At 73.1% G+C, this 18642-nt stretch carries 9 protein-coding genes; 1 reads left to right on the top strand and 8 read right to left on the bottom strand.

What is annotated here, in order from left to right; genetic code table 11:
* Positions 1-4: 4 nt before the first annotated feature.
* The 8 genes from ABZV31_RS23885 to ABZV31_RS23920 all read right to left on the bottom strand — a co-directional run bounded on the left by ABZV31_RS23885 (position 5) and on the right by ABZV31_RS23920 (position 16376).
* Positions 5-1285, bottom strand: coding sequence for a hypothetical protein (locus ABZV31_RS23885; RefSeq protein WP_355897289.1), 1281 nt, complete (start codon positions 1283-1285; stop codon positions 5-7).
* Positions 1282-3534, bottom strand: coding sequence for a CDP-glycerol glycerophosphotransferase family protein (locus ABZV31_RS23890; protein ID WP_355897292.1), 2253 nt, complete (start codon positions 3532-3534; stop codon positions 1282-1284). Before ABZV31_RS23890 ends, ABZV31_RS23885 begins: the two co-directional genes overlap by 4 nt.
* A 7-nt stretch (positions 3535-3541) precedes the next feature.
* Entirely contained in the window at positions 3542-5746 is a 2205-nt protein-coding gene (locus ABZV31_RS23895) for a bifunctional glycosyltransferase family 2 protein/CDP-glycerol:glycerophosphate glycerophosphotransferase (protein WP_355897295.1), read from the bottom strand.
* Positions 5747-5898: 152 nt separating this feature from the next.
* Positions 5899-8172 carry a bifunctional glycosyltransferase family 2 protein/CDP-glycerol:glycerophosphate glycerophosphotransferase gene (locus tag ABZV31_RS23900; protein WP_355897297.1) on the bottom strand — a complete coding sequence of 758 codons (2274 nt, stop codon included), beginning with the start codon at positions 8170-8172 and terminating at the stop codon, positions 5899-5901.
* Between the two features lie 219 nt (positions 8173-8391).
* On the bottom strand, positions 8392-9300 hold the full coding sequence (locus ABZV31_RS23905; protein WP_355897300.1) for a carbohydrate ABC transporter permease: 909 nt from the start codon (positions 9298-9300) through the stop codon (positions 8392-8394).
* Positions 9297-10649, bottom strand: coding sequence for a sugar ABC transporter permease (locus ABZV31_RS23910; RefSeq protein WP_355897303.1), 1353 nt, complete (start codon positions 10647-10649; stop codon positions 9297-9299). The genes ABZV31_RS23905 and ABZV31_RS23910 overlap by 4 nt, the downstream gene beginning before the upstream one ends.
* A 42-nt stretch (positions 10650-10691) precedes the next feature.
* Entirely contained in the window at positions 10692-12074 is a 1383-nt protein-coding gene (locus ABZV31_RS23915; protein ID WP_355897305.1) for an extracellular solute-binding protein, read from the bottom strand.
* Between the two features lie 252 nt (positions 12075-12326).
* A complete protein-coding gene (locus ABZV31_RS23920; RefSeq protein WP_355897308.1) occupies positions 12327-16376 on the bottom strand; it encodes an FHA domain-containing protein in 4050 nt (1349 codons plus the stop codon).
* Positions 16377-16847: 471 nt separating this feature from the next.
* On the opposite strand from ABZV31_RS23920, the gene ABZV31_RS23925 reads away from it, so the two are divergent.
* On the top strand, positions 16848-18509 hold the full coding sequence (locus tag ABZV31_RS23925) for a protein kinase (protein ID WP_355897311.1): 1662 nt from the start codon (positions 16848-16850) through the stop codon (positions 18507-18509).
* Positions 18510-18642 lie beyond the last annotated feature (133 nt).

Genomic DNA, 18642 nt, shown 5'->3' on the forward strand with positions numbered 1-18642 from the left:
CACCTCATCGAGTGAGCCGGCTGTGCTCGCTCGCCGGGCGCGGAATGGGTGCACCGGTCGCGGGCCGGGGCACCACCCGGTCCAGCAGCAGCGGCACCCCCACGACCGGCAGCAGCCAGGCCATCACGATCAGCCGCTCGCCCCACACGCTGATGTCGGGGTGCGCCGCCTGGGTGAGGATCCCGGTGAACGCGGCCGCGACCACGAAGGCGCCGAACGCCCGGCGCCGCCGCAGCGCACCCCACGCACCCGCGGCGAGCAGGGCGGCGAACAGCGGCTGCCACAGCTGCCGCCGCAGCCACTCCAGCCAGAAGTTGCCCTCCAGGCGCAGCAACTCCTGCCACGGGTGGGCGCGGTCGGGCAGGGCGTAGTGGTTCGTGAGCAGGTCCTGGAGGCTGTCGGTGTCGCCCGGGTAGTGCAGGGCCCGCGCCGTCAGCAGCGTGCCGACGACGGCGCAGCAGGCCACCGCCGTGATCGCCAGGACCCCGCGCTCCGGCGGCCGCCGGAGCGCCCACCGCCGTACGGCGATCACCGTGCCCGCGGCGGCCAGGCTCAGCCCGAGGAACAGCGCCTGGGAGTGCTTGACCGTGAACAGCGCGAGCAGCGCCCCGCCGACCAGGGCGACCCCGCACCGCCGGTGCCCGTCCAGCACCAGGGCGCAGCCCCACACCGCCGCCAGGGTCAGCGCCAGCAGCAGGCCCTCGGTCATCGGCCGCATGGCGGTCGTGCCGCACGGCAGGACGCAGTAGAGGGCCTGACCGGTCAGCGCAATGGGCACCGGCACCCGCTGGGTGCGCAGAATCAGGAAGACGAGGACGCCCCCCGCGACCGTGACGACGACGCCCGCCGCCCACATGCCCCACGGCACGCCGAACACCGTGAGGAACGGGATCAGCAACACCGGGTAGCCCGGCCGCACCTCGAAGATCCGCATGAACCGCTCCGACATGAACGGCAGGGTGTGCCCGCCGGTCTGCCCGGCCCGCAGCCGCGCCTCCACCTCGCGCCACGTGGCCGCCCGGCACTCCGTGGTCACCCGCGCGGCCGGGCTCGGCCCGCGGAAGCGCAGCACGTCCACGCTCTGGTAGCGGCTCGCTCGCGTCGCCTCTCCCGCACACGCGTAGTCGATCGTGGTGGCGGCCGCCTCCCGCTTGGTCTCGCCGCGCAGGCTCAGGGCGTACGACAGGTAGTTCTTGGTGTCGGGAGTGTCCCGGCCGGTGACGTTGGCGAGCTGGAGCAGCGCGAAGACGGCGGCGAGGAGCAGGACCCAGGCGCGGGGCTTCACGACGGCGCGAGCAGGTCGTGCCCGGAGGCCTGCGCGGGGACCTGGGCGGCGGGAGTGTCCGAGGCGGCCTGGGCGGGGACCGCCGGCCGGGGCGTCCAGCCCTCCTCACCGAGCAGCAGCGTCCGTACCACCCGTTCGGCGGCCCGCCCGTCGTCGAACTCGCAGAACCGCGCCCGGAAGGAGGCCCGCAGCCGCGCCGACTCCGCGTCCCGCCAGCTGCCGGAGGCGAACAGCCACGCCAGTTCCCGGTAGGAGCGCGACACGTGGCCCGGCGGCTCGGCGGTGATGTCGAAGTAGGCGCCGCGGCTCGCCGCGTACGCGCCCCAGTCGTCGGCGTGGACCACGATCGGGCGGTCCAGACCGGCGTAGTCGAACATCAGGGCCGAGTAGTCGGTGACCAGTACGTCGGAGGCGAGCATGACCTCCTCGACGTGCGGCTCGTCGGTTGCGTCGACGACCACCCCGCGCCGGTGCAGCTCGGCCAGCCCCAGCCCGCGCGCTGGGCCGGTCGCCAGCGAGGGGTGCAGCCGGACGACGAGGGTGTGGCCCTCGCCGAGGTCGTCGGCGAACCGCGCCAGGTCGATGCGGTCGACGTGGCCGCCGCGCCGGTACTCGCGCCGGGTCGGCGCGTACAGCACCACCGTGTGGTCCGCCGGGAGGCCGAGCCGGGCGCGCACCGCGTCGCCGTCGCCCGGCTGCGCGTTGACCAGCACGTCGTTGCGCGGGCTGCCGGTGCGCACGGAGGTGAAGTGGCAGGGGTAGGCCCGCTCCCACACCAGCTCGGAGTGGCGGTTGGCGACCAGGCTGTAGTCCCAGCGGTCGGCGCGGCGCAGCATCTGCGGCACGTCGACGCCGTGCCGGGCGCCGGGCTTGGTCAGCAGGTCGGCCGCCATGTACTTCAGCGGGGTGCCCTGGTGGGTGTGGATGTGGACGCTGCCGGGGCGCTTGAGCAGCGTGCCGGGCCAGTTGACGTTGTTGACGAAGTACGTGGCGCGCGCGGTGAGCTGCCGGTAGCGCAGGGAGCCGAGCAGGATGTACTCGACGTCCGGCGGCAGCAGTGGCGCCTGCTGCTCGTCCTGGACCACCCACACTCCACGCAGGTGCGGGGCGATCTCCCGCGCCTTGTGGTAGATCGCCGCCGGGTCGCCGAGCACTCCGCGGTGCGAGAACGCCGAGTAGATCGCCAGGTCGGGGTCCAGTGCCCGGCGGGCGTGCAGCGCGGCCCAGCCGCCCTTCCCCCGCCCGGCCGCGGCCCTGCGGACCTGGAGCGCCCGGCGCCCGAGCTCCCGGCCGGCCCGCCCGGCCCGCCGCCTGACCTGGTACGCCGCGTAACTTCCCGCCAGTACGCGGACTTCGCCGTCCACGGACGCACCGGCAGGCCGGTGTCTGCGGAACATCTCGGCCGTACGGCGGAAGAACTCGGCCTTGTCCGACGGGGGGAGCCGGTCCGGCTTGGCGAGGATGTCCAGACAGTGCTCGCCCAACTTGCGGTGCAGGTACGGCCGCCAACTCGCCAGCTCGGGGCGGGAGTCGACGACCGCGAAGACCCGCGCGTACTGGTCGTGGACGTCGAAGTGCTTGCGGCTGGTGGTGGACAGGATGTTGCCCTGCCGCCGCTGGCGGTAGTTCAGGCAGATCCGGTCGAGCGTGGCGATCCGCTCGGCGCTGAACATGACCGGGAAGGTCCAGGGCGTGTCCTCGTAGTAGCCGGGCGGGAACGCGAAGCCGTTCTCCTCGACGAAGTCCCGCCGGTAGACCTTGTTCCACACCACCATCAACAGATCGAGGATCTCCGGGTGTTCGGCGGCCGTGAAGGTCCCGGCGCCGACCTCCGCCAGCACGTGCGCGAGGGCGTTCCGCCGGGTTCCGCCCCACCAGTAGGTGCGCGCGTAGTCGAAGACCAGCACGTCCGGGTCGGCGGTCTCGTCGAGGCAATCGGCCATGGCGCGCAGCGCGCCCGGGGTGAGGGTGTCGTCACTGTCGAGGAAGAAGAGGAAGTCGCCGGTGGCGTGCGGCATTCCCGCGTTGCGGGCGCGGCCGAGGCCAACGTTCTCCGGCAGGTGCAGCACCCGCACGCGCGTGTCGCGGGCCGCGTACTCGTCGAGGATCGCGCCGCAGCCGTCGGGGGAGCGGTCGTCGACGGCGATCACCTCGATGTCCCGGTACGACTGCCCCAGGACCGAGTCGAGGCACTCGCGCAAAAAGCCCTGCACCTTGAAACAGGGGACGATGATGCTGAAGCGAAGCACTTCTCGGTCAGCTCCTTACGAGGAGGGCGGCGGCGGGGGCCGGGACGCGCTCGGCGAGCGGGATCACGGGCGGCACCCCCTCCGGCGGTTCGCCGAGGAACACCCGGCGCACGACGCGCTCGGCGGCCCGCCCGTCGTCGAACTGGCAGAACCGCTCCCGGAACGCCGCCCGCAGTGCCGCCGACCCGGCCCCCGCGTACGAGCCGTCGCGGAAGATCCGCGCCAGCTCCTGCGGTGTACGGGCCACCGGGCCCGGCGGCGCCTCGATGAGGTCGAAGTAGACGCCCCGCGTCTCCCGGTAGATCTCCCAGTCGTCGGCGTACACGACGATCGGGCGGTCGAGGTTGGCGTAGTCGAACATGATCGACGAGTAGTCGGTGACCAGCGCGTCGGCGGCCAGGCACACCTCCTCCGAGGAGCGGTGCGCGGTCACGTCGATGATCCGGCCGCTGCTTCGCCGACCGCCCCGGTCGTAGAAGTAGTGGGCGCGCAGGAGCACGACGACGTCCTCGCCGGCCGCCTCGCAGAACGCCTCCAGGTCCAGGTCCGTCGCGAAGCCGGTGTGGTGGTCGCGGTGGGTGGGCGCGTACAGGACGGCGGTGCTTCCCTCCGGAACGCCCAGTTCCCTTCGGATGCGGGCGACGTCGTCGGCGCGGGCCGTGCAGTAGACGTCGTTGCGCGGATAGCCGTACTCGAGGGCCTCGTACGCGCCGGGGAAGGCCCGCTCCCACATTTCCGTGGAGTGGCGGTTGGAGCACAGGTTGTAGTCCCAGCGGTCCACGCGGTTCAGCAGTTTGGTGAAGCTGCCGGTCGCGGCCGCGACCACCGGGTACGTCGACTGGTCGCAGCCCATCGTCTTCAGCGGGGTGCCGTGCTGGGTCTGCAGGTGCACGCTGCCGGGGCGTTTGACGACGCCCTCGGCGAAGTTGGCGTTGTTCACCAGGTACTTGGCGCGGGCCAGCACCTTCCAGTACCGGCGGCTGCCGATCACCGCGTAGTCGATGCCCTCGGGCATGGCGTGCGCCTGGCCGGGCTCGACCAGGAACACCGCGCGCAGGTGCGGGGCGAGTTCCCGGGCCTTGGCGTGGAGGGCGGCCGGGTTGCAGGCGTAGCCGCGGCCCCAGTACGCGCAGTACACGACGAGGTTCTCGTCGAGGGGGCGGCGCAGATGCCACTGGTAGGCCAGACGTGTGCGCAGCCCCTGGGCGCGCGGGAGGCTCCGGGCGGCCCTCACGGCCGCCTGGTTGGCGCCCCGCAGCGTGCGGAACGCCGTGTACGCCCCGGTCGCCAGCAGCCGGTGCTGGACACCGAGGCTGCCGCCGGGGGCCCGGAAGCCGTCCGGGCGGTGGCGGCGGTACAGGCGGCCCGCCCGGCGGAAGAACGCCCTGCGCCGCCGCGCGGGCACCCGTTCCGGATGGGCGGCCGTCTTCAGGACGGTGCCGAAGAGCTGCTCGAACAGCGGCGCCGACCGCTCGGCCGACAGCCCCTGTTCGGCGGCCCGGACGAGCACCCGCTCGGTCTGGTCGAGGAGGTCGAGCTGGTGCTCGCCCGGGAGATTGAGCCGGCTGCCCTGCCGGCGCAGCAGATGCCGTACGACGACCCGGCGCAGCACCGCGATCCGCTCGGCGGCGACGGTGACCAGGCCGCCCCAGCCGAGGGCGGTGTAGTGGCCGTCGGGGAAGGCGAGGCCGCGCCCGGTGACGAAGGAACGGCGGTAGGTCGCGCTCCACGCCGGGAGCCGGACGCCCGTGAGGTGCGGGGCCTCGGCGGGGGAGAAGGCGTGCGCCGGGGACTTCGCCAGCAGCGGCCCGGCCGGGTTGGTCGGCTCGCCCTCCCACCAGGGCGTCCGCTCGTGCTCGAAGTACAGCACGTCGACGTCGCCGGTCTCGTCGAGGCGGGCGGCCAGCGCCGTCAGCGCACCCGGCACGAGGACGTCGTCGCCGTCGAGGAACAGCAGATACGCGCCGGTCGCCACCCGCATCCCGGCGTTGCGCGCCCCGCCCGGACCGGCGGACGGCGGCGAGTGCACCGGAGCCACCCTGGAGTCCCGCCCGGCGTGGTCGGCGGCGACGTCCGCGGCCGGGGCGTCGGGCGCGTCGCACACCGCGATCAGCTCGAAGTCGCCGAAGGACTGGGCGAGGACCGAGTCCAGCGCCTGGGACAGCCGGCCCGCGACCCCATGGGACGGGACGATGATGCTGAAGCGGGGCATTCTGCTCTCTCTGTTGTTGACCGGGTCCGGTGGACGGTGGTCGTCCTGGGGCCGCGGCCCCGCCGCCCGGACGGCCGCCAGGTCGACGGCCGCGTCGGGGTGGGCCGCGACGTACTGGGGTGCCTACCGACTCCCGGAAGAGCAAACGGCGTTCAGCGGCTCTCGGTGACGGCCTGGTGACCGGTAGGTTGCGGCACGGTGGCGAGCAGGGAGCGCGCGAGGGTCGCGGCCGGTGACGGCACCGGGCGGCGCTCGGCGAGCGGGACGACCGACGGCAGCCCGGCCGCCACGTCCGTCTGTCCGAGCACGACGTGGCGCACGACCCGCTCGGCGGCGCGTCCGTCGTCGTACGGACAGAAGCGCTCGCGGAACGCGGCCCGCAGCTGGGCGGAGCGGGAGCCGCGCCAGTGGCCGGTGACGAAGATGTCGATCAGCTCGTCCTCGCTGCGCGCGACCGCGCCCGGCGAGCAGGAGCGCACGTCGAAGTAGGTGCCGCGGGCCGCGTCGTACGCCTCCCAGTCGTCGGCCAGGATCACGATGGGGCGGTCCAGGTTGGCGTAGTCGAACATGATCGACGAGTAGTCGGTGACCAGCGCGTCCGAGGCGAGGCAGAGGGACTCGACGCTCGGGTGGTCGCTGACGTCGACGACCCGGCCCGAGGTGCCGGTGAGCGGGCCGTCCTGCCCGTAGTGGGCGCGGGCCAGCACCACGAAGCGAGGGCCGAGGCGGCACAGGACGCGCTCCAGGTCCAGGGCGGGGCGCTGGGTGCGGCGGTAGTCGCGGTGGGTGGGCGCGTACAGGAGCGCGACCGAGCCCTCCGGGATGCCGAGCGACTCGCGCAGCCGGGCCACGTCCTCCGGCGTCGCCCTGAGGAAGGCGTCGTTGCGCGGGTAGCCGTACTCCAGTGTGGTGTAGCCGCCGGGGTAGACCCGCTCCCAGGTCAGCGTGGTGTGACGGTTGGCGGACAGGACGTAGTCCCACTTGTCGACGTTCTTCAGCAGCTTCGCGAAGTCCATGCCGCGGGCGGCCGCCGGGCGCTCCTGGAGGTCGAGGCCCATGTGCTTGAGCGGGGTGCCGTGCTGGGTCTGGACGAAGACCTGGCCCGGGCGCTTGACCAAGCGGCGGTCGAAGTTGACGTTGTTGACCAGGTACTTGGAGCGGGCCAGCGCCGTCCAGTACGCCGTCGTGTTCGGGCTGAGGCGGCGGGTGGCGGCCGGGAGCGTGTGGTGGTGCTCGGGGCGGGCGATCCACGCCGTGCGGACGTGCGGCGCGAACTCGCGGAACGCGGTCTCCAGCGCGCCCGGGTTGCAGCCGTGCCCCCGGCCCCAGTAGGCGGCGAAGACCGCGCGGTCGGCGCGCAGGGGGAGGCGCAGCTGGATGCGGTAGTGCAGCTGGAGGACGGCGGCCCGCAGCGCGCGCAGGGACTTGGCGGTGACCTTGACCGTGCTGCGGCGCAGGGCCATCGCCAGCTGCAGGCCACGGAACGTGCGGTGCAGGCCCAGGCGGACCAGGGTGTGGCGCAGGCGGGAGCGCAGCGGCACCGGGGCGCCGGGGGTGCGGTAATGGCGGTAGTAGGTACGGGCCCTGCGCAGGAACTCGGCGCGGCAGCCCCGCGGCAGCCGGTCGGGCCTGCTGAACACCGTCGAGAAGTGGTCGACCATGCGGCGGAACAACACCGGCCGCCACCACGTCAGTTCGGGGCGCCGGTCGACGAACGCGAAGACCCGGTCGTACTGCTCGAAGATGTCGAAGTGCCTGCGGCTGGTGGTGCCGAGGATGCTGCCCCGCCGGCGCTGCCGGTAGTGCACGCACACCCGGTCCAGGGTCGCGATCGACTCCGCCGCCATCAGGACCGGGTAGGTCCACGGCGTGTCCTCGTAGTAGCCGGTCGGGAAGGTGAAGCCCTCGCGCTCCACGAACTCCCGCCGGTAGGCCTTGTTCCAGGCCACCATCAGCACCCTGAGCAGGCCCGGGCGGTCCGCCAGGCGGAAGGGGGCCGGTCCGTCCTCGGTGAGCGGGCCTGCGACCGGGTTGCGGACGGCCCTGCCCGTCCAGTCCGTGTGCGCATAGTCGTAGACCAGGACGTCCGGCTCGCCGGTCTCCTTGATGCGGTCGGCGATCGAGCACAGCGCGTCGGGGGCGAGGGTGTCGTCGCTGTCCAGGAAGACCAGGTAGTCGCCCGTGGCCTCGGCCATGCCCGCGTTGCGGGCGCGGCCGAGCCCCTGGTTCTCCGGCAGGTGGACGGGCCGTACGCGCGGGTCGCGGGCCGCGAACTCGTCGATGATCGCTCCGCTGGCGTCCGGCGAGCAGTCGTCGACGGCGATCAGTTCGAGATCCGGATACGACTGGGAGAGCACCGATTCCAGGCACTCGTGCAGGTACGCCTGAACCTGGTGCGCGGGGACGATGACACTGAACCTGGGCAAGGGGACATCCAAGGGTCGGCGCGGGCGTTCTGCCCGGGAACGGCCGATGGAGTGAATTGGTTACGGTTCGTGCGGCATGTGGGGGACGCCTGGGTGAACGGCAAGGGGCGGACCGGTGACGGCCCGCCCCCTCTATATGCCCTTTCTATATGTCCTTTTGATTGGGACTCTTCCGGTTGATGATGGTGGCTCTTTCGGTTGACTGACCCCGCCCGCTCTCTACTTGACCGCGCCCGCCATCACGCCGGACACGAACTGCCGCTGGAACGCGAAGAACACGGCCAGCGGGATCACCATCGAGATGAACGCGCCGGGTGCCAGGACGTCGATGTTGTTGCCGAACTGGCGCACCTGGGTCTGCAGGGCGACCGTGATCGGCTGCGTACCGGACTTGGTGAACACCAGCGCCACCAGCATGTCGTTCCACACCCACAGGAACTGGAAGATGCCCAGGCTCGCAATCGCGGGCCCGCCGAGCGGCATCACGACCCGGGCGAACAGGCGCAGTTCACCGGCACCGTCGAGGCGGGCCGCCTCCAGCAGCTCCCTGGGGATCTCCGCGAAGAAGTTCCGCAGCAGGAACACCGCGAAGGGCAGACCGAAGCCCGTGTGGAACAGGATCACTCCGAGGATCGTCCCGAACAGGCCGAGCTTGCCGAACAGTTCGGCGATCGGGATCAGCGCCACCTGCACCGGCACGACCAGCAGACCGACCACGGCCAGGAACCACCAGTCGCGGCCCGGGAACTCCATCCACGCGAACGCGTAGCCCGCGAGCGAGCCCACCACGACCACCAGGATGGTCGCCGGGACGGTGATCAGGACGGTGTTCACCAGGGAGTTGGTGATATCGCTGTTCTCGAGCAGCTTCTGATAGCTGTCGAAGGTGAGCTGCGAGGGCTTGCTGAAGACGTTCCACCAGCCGTTCGCGCTCATGTCCTCCGGCGAACGCAGCGACGACAGCAGCAGGCCGATCGTCGGGACCAGCCAGAACAGGCCCACGACGATCAGGAACACGCGGACCAGGCTGCCGCTGACGGTTTCCGCGAGCCGTGAGCCCAGCGACTGCTTCGCCTTCACGGTCTCGACGGGGGGCACCTCGGTGAGACTGCCGGCCTGCGTCGTCATCGCCGCACCTCCCGCCTGAGCCTGCGCATGTTGAACAGCATCACCGGGATCACCAGCAGCAGCAGGAACACCGCGATGGCGCTGGCGATGCCCGGCTGGCCCTCCGAGAAGCCCTTCCGGTACAGCTCCAGGGCCAGGACGTTGGCGTCGTCCTGGGAGGAGCCCGGGGCGATGATGAAGACCAGGTCGAAGATCTTCAGCACGTTGATCATCAGCGTGACGGTGACGACCGCGAGCACCGGCGCCAGCAGCGGCACGGTGACCCGGCGGAACACCTGCCACTCGTTCGCGCCGTCCACCCGGGCCGCCTCCAGCAGTTCACGGGGCACACCCGCGAGCCCGGCCGCGATCAGCACCATCGCGAAACCGGCCCACATCCACACGTACGACCCGATGATGGCCGGCGTGACCAGCGACGGGCCCAGCCAGTCCATGCCGTTGTACGGTGCCTTGAAGTTGCTCGCCGGGAGCCGGAGTTGGGCTCCGTCGGCCTTGGCGGGCAGCGTGAACGTGCCGTCGTCGGCGGCCTTCGTCGACGCCATCACCTTGCCGTCCTTGACCGCCTCGATCCTCATCCCGGCATAGCCCAGCTCGGACGGGTCGACCGCGCCGAGTTTCCCGACGCCCTTGCCGCGCGTGAAGTCCTGCCAGGTGGTGCCGGTGATCCTGCCCGGCTCCGGCCTGGCCTGTACGGCCTTCTTCGCGCTGCTCGGCATCTGGTCGGGGGCGACGCCGACGAGGGGCAGGGTGACCGACTGGCCCGTGTGGACGGTGGTCGAGGTGATGAAGCCGCCCTGGTCGGGCCTGAGGGGCGACTGGCGGCCCGGGTGCGCCTTCGGGAACGCCGACGACTGGGCGAAGGTGTCGTGGATGCCGACCCACACCGCGTTGGCCACGCCCTTGTCCGGGTCCTGGTCGTACACCAGTCGAAAGATGATCCCGGCCGCCAGCATCGAGATCGCCATCGGCATGAAGACGACCAGCTTGAACGCCGTGCCCCAGCGCACCCGTTCGGTCAGCACCGCGAAGATCAGACCGAGCGCGGTGGAGACCGCCGGCGCGAACACCACCCAGATGATGTTGTTCTTCAGCGCGGTGCGGATGCCGTCGTCGGTGAACAGGGCCTTGTAGTTGTCGAACCCGGCGAAACCGTCGCCGGAGGCGTTGTAGAAGCTGCGGACGATCGAGTACCCGATCGGGTAGACCACGAGCGCGCCGAGCAGCACCAGGGCGGGCAGCAGGAAGAGGGCCGCCACGATCCTGCGGGTGCCGGTCACGCTCTTGCGCCGACGGGGGGCGGAGGGCGTCGCAGGGGTTTTGGCAACGCCCCCCGTGGCTGCCGACGTCATCGGCGGATCCGCCTGTGTACGTGGTGTCCGGTCATCGTGGGATCAGCCTCCGTACGCCGCCGCCGCGTCCTTCTCCAGCTTCGCCTGCGTGCCCGCGACGTCCGTCGGGTTCTTCAGGAAGTCCTGGAGGTCCTTCCACTCGCCCTTGCCGGGCGTGCCGCCGAAGGCCTGCGGGGCCTGGTCGGACATGTCGAAGCGGAAGTTGTCGCCGGCCGCGACGAGTGCCTTGGCGATCTTCTGCTGCACCGCGTTCGGGTACGCGGAGTCCGGCACGCTCTTGTTCGGGGAGAGGTAGCCGCCGAGCTTCGCCTGGATCGTGGCCGCGTCCGGCGAGGCCAGGAAGGTGACCAGCGCCTGCGCCGCCTTGGAGTCCTTCAGGACGACGGCCGCGTCACCGCCGGAGACCACGGGCGCGGAGCCGCCCACGGCCGGGAAGGGGAACACCTTCGCGTCCGTGCCCACCGTGGCCTTGGTCTCCGCGATGTTGACCTGCGCGAAGTCGCCCTCGAAGACCATGCCGGCCTTCGGCTGGTCGCCGCCGGTGAAGGTCTGGGTGACGGAGGCCGGGAACTCGGTCTGCAGCGCGCCGTCCGGGCCGCCCGCGATGTAGTCCTTCTTGCCCCAGATCTGCGCCAGCGTGGTCAGCGCGTCCTTCACGGACGGGTCCGTCCACTTGATCTTGTGCTGGGCGAGCTGGTCGTACTTCTCCGGCCCCGCCTGGGAGAGGTAGACGTTCTCGAACCAGTCGGTGAGGGTCCAGCCGTCGGCACCGCCGACGGAGAACGGGGTGACGCCGGAGTCGTAGACCTTCTGCGCGGTGGTGAGCAGGTCCTTCCAGGTCTTGGGTTCCTGCGCGCCCGCGTTCTCGAAGACCTTGGCGTTGTACCAGATCAGCGACTTGTTGGCGGCCTTGTAGTAGACGCCGTACTCCTTGCCGTCGACCTTGCCGATGTCCTGCCAGCCCTGCGAGTAGTTCTTGCTCAGCTGCGCCTGGGCCTCGGCGCCGAGGGGCTTGGCCCACTTGTTCTGAACGGCCTGCTTGATGGCGCCGGGCTGCGGCAGGAGCGCGACGTCCGGCGGCTGGCCGCCCGCGATCTTCGAACCGAGGAAGTTGATGATCGGATCCTGGGCGGGGACGAAGGTGACCTTGGCGCCCGTGCGCTTCTCGAACTCCCCGAGAACCTTCTTGAAGTTTTTCTGCTCGGCGCCGGTCCAGACGGCGGCGACCTCGAGGGTCGCGCCGTTCAGTTTCGGGAGGGTGACCGTGGTGCCGGTCTCCGTGTCTTTGCTGCTGTGTTCGCTGCTGCTCTTCTTGTCGTTGCTTCCACCGCAGGCGGTGAGTGAAAGCGCCAGTGCTCCCGCGGCGACGGCTGCTGCGGTTCTGGCGGCCCTGTGTGTCCGGATGGTGCTGCTCGTGCTGCGCATCACTGCCCCGTTCTTCGTCCTCGTCGAACGTCCGAGCGCTGTCCCGTGCGCTCTGTCTACGCCGGGGTCCGGACGGCGGCAAGAGCGCCCACACTGTCAACCGGGCGATCGTGACCACGTCGTGACTGTACGTGCAACCGCTCGAACAGCGCAGGCGCCTGGATCGGAGGAGAGGCCGGGATCAGAGCCGGGACTCGGATCAGGGGGAAGGGCCGGATCGACCCGGGACTCGGGCCAGAGGAGCGGCCGGGATCAGAGCAGGGAGGGCACCTCCGCCGCCGAGACCTCCCTCGCCGCCCTCTCCAACGCGCTGGCCAGCAGGGCCAGGTCGGTCGGCCCGTTGCCCAGTTCCCGTACGGAGCGGCGGGCGGGCGGGTCTCCCATGCGGCGCCACTCCAGGGTCACGACCGTGGGGCGCTGGGTCGCCGTCCGGGGGATACGGCCCGTGACGCGGCCGCCCTGGAACGGGGTCACCCGGCCGTCCGCACAGGTCAGACGTCCGCGCCCCGGGGCCGGTTCGTCCGGGCCGGAGGACGGTGCGTCCAGCGTGACGCGCAGGGTGGCCCGGCGTGCAGGTTCCGTCTCCGCCGTACGGCCCCCGGGCCCGGCGGCCGTCACCAGGTGGACGCCGAGCCGCTCGCCCTCCCGGGCCACCGCCTCCAGCGCGCGTATCACGGACCCGGCCGCGGGCCGGCCGGGCGAGCCGAGCGCGGGGGAGACCAGGGCGTCGAGGTCGTCGACGACCACGACGAGCCGGGGCAGCGGCGGTGCCGCCTCCGTCCGCGAACCGGCCGCCGCGGGCCGCAGCCGCAGGGTGGAGCTGGGCGGGGTGTCCACATCGCCCGTCCGCGCGCCGGATGCGGTCCGGCCCGACGCCGTCCGCTGGGCGACGATACGGCCCGACACCTCGCGCCGGGTGTGCCACTCGGCGAAGTCGGCCCGCCCGAGCAACTCGGCCCGCCGCTTCAGCTCGGCGCTCAGGGACTGGGCGAACTCCCGCATGCGGACGGGGTCGTTGGCGGTGAGGTGGGTCGTGACGTGCGGCACGTCCGTACAGGCCCGCAGGCCGTCGCCGTGGCCGCTCCCCGCGCCGACGCCGTCCCGGCCGTCCATCAGGACGATGCCGAGGCGGTCGGGGCGCTCGGCGGCGGCGAGCGAGGCGACGACGGACCGCAGTAGCTCCGTACGGCCACTGCCGGCCGGGCCCTCGATCAGCAGGTGCGGGCCGTCGGCCACGAGGTCCGCGCAGACCGGTCCGCGTGGGCCGGCCCCCAGCACGGCCCAGGCCCGGCCGCCGAGCGCCGCCGTGTCGTCGGCCGCGTCCGCCCAGCGCGCCAGCAGCGAGGCCGGGGTGGCCCGGGCCAGCCCCAACTCGTCCAGCAACCGCGCCGACAGCGGCAGCGGCGCCGACACCCGCGTCCTCCGGTCTCCGGCGGCCCCGTCCGTCCGCAACGGCGCCAGCGCCCGCGCGAACCGCTCGGCCCACGCGAGGGACACGGCGTCGACGACGGCGAGGGTGCCGGGGGCGACCGGGGAGGGGCGCGGGTCGGGCGCCGTGTGGGGGTGTCCGGCGGTGGGAGCCGTCGGGTGTCCGGTCCCGGCCGCGGCGGGGTGCGTGTTTGCGGCTGTGGTGCTGGTGGTGGTGGCGTGCGTGTTTTCGGCTGTGCTGGTGGTGGCCTGTGTGCTTGCCGCTGTGCTGGTGGTGGCGTGCGCGGTTCCGGCCGCGCTGGTGGTGGGGTGCGCGTCCTGTGCGGTACCCCGATGCGTGAGGGGAGCGTCCGAGCGCCGGGCGGCGGCGGGCCCGGGATGCGGGTGTGCCGCCGTGCCCCGGGGCGCGTACGGGCCTTCCGCTGCGCCGGGAGCCGCCCCGGAGGGCGCGACGCGCATCAGCCGCAGCGCCGTCGCCACGTCGCCGCTGAGCAGCGCGACCGCCCCGCACTCCCGGAACACCGGCGACCCCGCGCACGCCGCCTCGTAGGTGTCCGTCACCGGGGACGCGGGCGGGGCGGGTGCCGTCTCGGCGAGACACAGGACGTGTATCCCGGCCCGGGGCCCCTCGTGCGCCAGCCGGGCCACCGCCTCCCGCACGGCGGCGCCTCCCGGGTCGCCGTCCACGACGACCACGGTGTAGGGCCCCGCGAAGCCCAGCTCCCCAGCCCCGTCGTTGTCCCGCGCCCAGGAGGGACGCCGGACCGCGCCTCGGGTCGGCTGGGCCCCGTCGGCAGCGGAAGGGGGCGTCCGGTGCTCCGCCCCGGGCCGGCCCGGTTCGCCGAGGGCGCTCTCCGCCTCGGGCGCACGAGAGACGACGACGGTCCCGCTGCCGTACGTCGTCGCGCCCATGCGGCCTCCCCGCGGTGCCGGCCCCGTCGCGCCGCGCGTCTCCGCCAGGTGGTCCTCCAGACGTCGGAGGAGTTCCTCCGTGCGGGCCGTGGCCTGTTCGCGGTCGTAGGCGAGCAGGAGGCGGCAGTCCTGGCCGTGGCCGGGGCGCAGGTGGGGGAGCCAGCCGAGCCAGGACCACTCGGCGGTGCGCTCCTCCAGGGGGCGGGTGTGGTCCGCACTGAGCAGGACGATCTCGAGGGTGTCGGGGGAGTGCAGCGCGGCGAGCTGGGCCAGCACCGCGCGTGCCACTCCGGACAGGCGGGCGCGCGGTCCGGCCAGGCCCAGCGCCCCCACCTCGCGCAGATCGGTGGTCACCGGCACCGCGGGCAGCAGCCCCGAGCCGTCGAGGGCCGCCCGGTCGGCCGTGCCGAGCCGGACGGTGAGCGCCTCCGGATGCCCCGGTCCGCGCTCCCACAGCCGCGGCCCCGGGCCCAGTGCCGTCAGCAGCAGCGCCGCCGGGTCCGGCCAGGTCTCCGGCAGCTGCGGTCCGGCGTACGCCGGGGACAGGCCCTGCGCCGTCACGCCGGCCGGCCCGTCGTCGTACGTCCGGCGTCGGGTCGTCGCCTGTTCGCCGCGTCCCCCGGCCAGCCGCCGCGCCCATGCCCCGAGCCCGCCGCGCCTGCGCACGCCCTGCAGGACGTCGGTGCCCCGGAGGGGCGTTTTCTTGCGGCCGCTTCCGCCGGCGGCGGCACCGTCCGAGCGCCCGGCCCGAGCCGCCGTGCCAGACGGTGAGCCGTCCGTGTTCTCGGCGTTCTCGGCGGTGAATGCTCCGGTGTGCCCGCCCACTGCGAACCGTCCGCCGTAGGTGTCCCCGCCGCCGTCCGGTGCGGAGGACGCGCCGTCGCGGGGCGCCGTACCGCGCGCGCTGCCGTGGCTCTCGATCCGCGGCGCGTGGCCCTGCGCCGGCACCACCGGAAATTCGACCGGCCCGTGTTCCTGAGCTCCCGGGGCGTCCCCCGAGGCGCCCCAGCTCGCCGAGCCGTGCGGGAGGGGGGCACGTGTCCCACCGGCGTCCGCCGGGGGTGCCGACGGGGCCGATCCCGCCGTACCCGCTCCGCTGACCGTACCGTCTGCGGAACCTCTCACGCGTGCGTGGACGGTCGTAGCCACGCCCGCGCCGCCGCTGCCCGCCGCGGCGCCGCTTCCCGTGCCGCCGCTCCCCGCTCCTGCGGCGCTGCCCGGTCCGCGCTCGCCCCCGGAGGGAACGCGCACATGCCCCTCGCCGTCCGGTGCCGTCTCCACCCGCGCCCCCGGCCCCCCGGCCGGCGTCAGCCGCAGGGCGGACTCGCCGATGCGCAGGAGGGCGCCCGGGGTGAAGCGGACCGGGCGTATGCCCACGCGTGTGCCGTCCAGCACCGTGCCGTTCGTGGAGCCGAGGTCCGCGACCGAGACGCGGCCGTCGGGGGCGACCGTCACCGCGCAGTGCAGGCGGGAGACGTCGGGGTCGTCGAGCGGGACGTCGGCGTCGGCGGAGCGGCCGACGGTGATCTGCCCGCCGTGCAGCAGATGGACCCCGCCCGCGTCCGGGCCCGCGACCACGTGCAGCTGGGTCGGGGCGTCGTCGAGTTCGGGGTGCGGCTCGGGCTCGGCGGGGGCGCCCAGGGACAGCACCGCGCCGTCGAGCAGCGGGGGCTCGCCGAGCGTGCAGCGCTGGGGGTCGAGGCGCTCCGCGCCCGCGTACAGCACCACCGGGCCCGCCCCGGGCTCCCGGCTCCGCTCGGACGCACCCGCCTCGCCGGCGACCGCGGCGGCGAGCGCCGACGCCACCGCGGCCAGGGCCGTGCCCGCGGGCGCCGTGACCAGCACGTCGCAGCTCGCGGCGCGGCCCTGTGCCGATGGGCGGGGTCCCCCCTGCTCGAGCGGAGCCGAGAGCCTGGGGGAGTGCGGGCCCAGCGGGTCTACGACGGTCAGCCGGATCTGCATCGCCGTCAGCGGTCCCTTCTGCGCGGGCGCCCGCGAACGGGGACGAAGCCGTCCCGCGGTCCCCTACCGCGGACTTCCCCCACCGCCGCACGAGCACGTCGGCCAGTACTGGAGGCATCCTCGCACCTGCCACTGACAACTTGCCCGCCGCCCACGGGCAAGTGATCTTGATTGGTCGGCTCTGCCCGCAAAAGTGCCTGACCAGTGCTCTGCGAATGTCCGCTTGAGATCGGTCACGTCCGCGCGCGGCAACCAACCGACCCGAGCCGAGCGTCTTTCCATCGAACATGTACGGCACTCCGTGCGTAAGTGGCCTCGGGGGACCCCGGCGCCCCGCACGGAACGACCGCCGGGAGCAGGACGACGACAACTCGCCGTCGCGCACGGCGGCATTACAGTGGGTCGGGACACCCGCGGCCCGCCGGAATCGGCGCGGGGGACCAGGCAAGCAAGCAGCAGGGAGCGCATGACGTGCGGCCGGTAGGCAGCAAGTACCTGCTCGAGGAGCCGCTCGGACGCGGCGCCACGGGCACCGTCTGGCGAGCCCGCCAGCGGGAGACCGCGGGCGCCGAGGCGGCCGTGCCCGGCCAGCCCGGCGAGACCGTCGCGATCAAGGTCCTCAAGGAAGAGCTGGCGAACGACGCGGACGTCGTGATGCGGTTCCTGCGGGAGCGGTCCGTGCTGCTCCGCCTGACTCACCCGAACATCGTCCGGGTCCGCGACCTGGTGGTCGAGGGCGACCTGCTGGCCCTGGTCATGGACCTGGTCGACGGCCCCGACCTGCACCGCTACCTGCGCGAGAGCGGGCCCTTCACGCCCGTCGCCGCCGCGCTGCTCACCGCCCAGATCGCCGACGCACTCGCCGCGAGCCACGCCGACGGGGTCGTCCACCGCGACCTGAAGCCCGCGAACGTCCTGCTCAAGCAGGACGGCGGGCAGTTGCACCCGATGCTGACCGACTTCGGCATCGCGCGCCTTGCCGACTCGCCCGGCCTCACCCGCACCCACGAATTCGTCGGCACGCCCGCGTACGTCGCGCCCGAGTCGGCCGAGGGCCGTCCGCAGACGTCCGCCGTCGACATCTACGGCGCCGGAATCCTGCTGTACGAGCTGGTCACCGGCCGTCCGCCGTTCTCCGGCGGCTCGGCTCTGGAGGTCCTGCACCAGCATCTGAGCGCCGAGCCGCGCCGCCCGTCCACGGTCCCCGACCCGCTGTGGACGGTCATAGAGCGCTGCCTGCGCAAGAACCCCGACGAGCGGCCCAGCGCCGAGAACCTCGCGCGCGGCCTGCGCGTCGTCGCCGAGGGCATCGGGGTGCACGCGAACGCCGCGCAGATCGCCGCCGCGGAGGGCGTCGGCGCCCTGCTGGCCCCGGATCCGGCGCCCGCGACCGTGCCGGGCGTGCCCGGAGCCGCCGACCCGACGCAGGTGCTGCCGCAGGACGCGGCGTCGTACGACCCGAACGCCGCGACCAGCGTCCTGCCGCACACCGGCGGCCCGCCCGGCGCCGCCGACCCGACCACCGTGCTGCCGAACCGCGGCGCGGCCGACCCGACGCGCATGATGCCGCCGGTGCCGCAGAACCAGCCCGGCGACGACCAGCAGGGGCAGCAGCCCGAGCAGCCGCACCCCTGGCAGACCCAGCTGCGTGCCGCCCGCGACCGCAACGAGCAGACGCAGATCCAGTACCTGGACCCCAGCGAGGACCCGCTGCGCCGCCGCCCGCAGCGGCAGGTCGCCCGCCCGCAGCAGCAGCGGCCGGCCCAGCAGCGTCCGCAGCCCGGACCCGGGTACGGCTACCAGCAGCAGCCGCAGCAGTACGCCCCGCCGCAGCACCAGCAGCCCCAGCGCTACGCGCCGCCCGCGCAACCGGAGCCCCGGCGGCCGGCGCGCGAGCCGCGGCCGCCGCGGCAGCGCAGTGCAAACCGCATGAAGATCCCCGGCCTCGGCTGCCTGAAGGGATGCCTGTTCACGATCGTCATCCTGTTCGTCGCGGGGTGGCTGGTCTGGGAGTTCAGCCCGCTGCAGCACTGGATCGGGTCGGGCAAGAGCTACTGGGCGCAGCTGAGCGACTGGTTCGGCAACGTGACCGGCTGGATCAAGGACCTGAACGGCAGCTCGAAGGGCAACTGACGGCCCGGGCGACCGACGGACACGCCTGCGAGTTTGGGAATTTGTCGACATCTGGCGGGTGATTTCCGTCTCCGCGGTGAAGGTTGGCTCGTCGGACGCGTAGTTTTAGCGGCAACACGCGTCTGTAGGAGCA

Source organism: Streptomyces sp. NPDC005202 (assembly GCF_040608235.1).
Lineage (GTDB): Bacteria > Actinomycetota > Actinomycetes > Streptomycetales > Streptomycetaceae > Streptomyces.

Bases quoted from the DNA above. Each gene is read 5' to 3' on its own strand.
- ABZV31_RS23895 (WP_355897295.1), bottom strand. From the start codon at position 5,746: ATGCCCCGCTTCAGCATCATCGTCCCGTCCCATGGGGTCGCGGGCCGG.
- ABZV31_RS23905 (WP_355897300.1), bottom strand. From the start codon at position 9,300: ATGACGACGCAGGCCGGCAGTCTCACCGAGGTGCCCCCCGTCGAGACC.
- ABZV31_RS23910 (WP_355897303.1), bottom strand. From the start codon at position 10,649: ATGACGTCGGCAGCCACGGGGGGCGTTGCCAAAACCCCTGCGACGCCC.
- ABZV31_RS23915 (WP_355897305.1), bottom strand. From the start codon at position 12,074: ATGCGCAGCACGAGCAGCACCATCCGGACACACAGGGCCGCCAGAACC.
- ABZV31_RS23920 (WP_355897308.1), bottom strand. From the start codon at position 16,376: ATGCAGATCCGGCTGACCGTCGTAGACCCGCTGGGCCCGCACTCCCCC.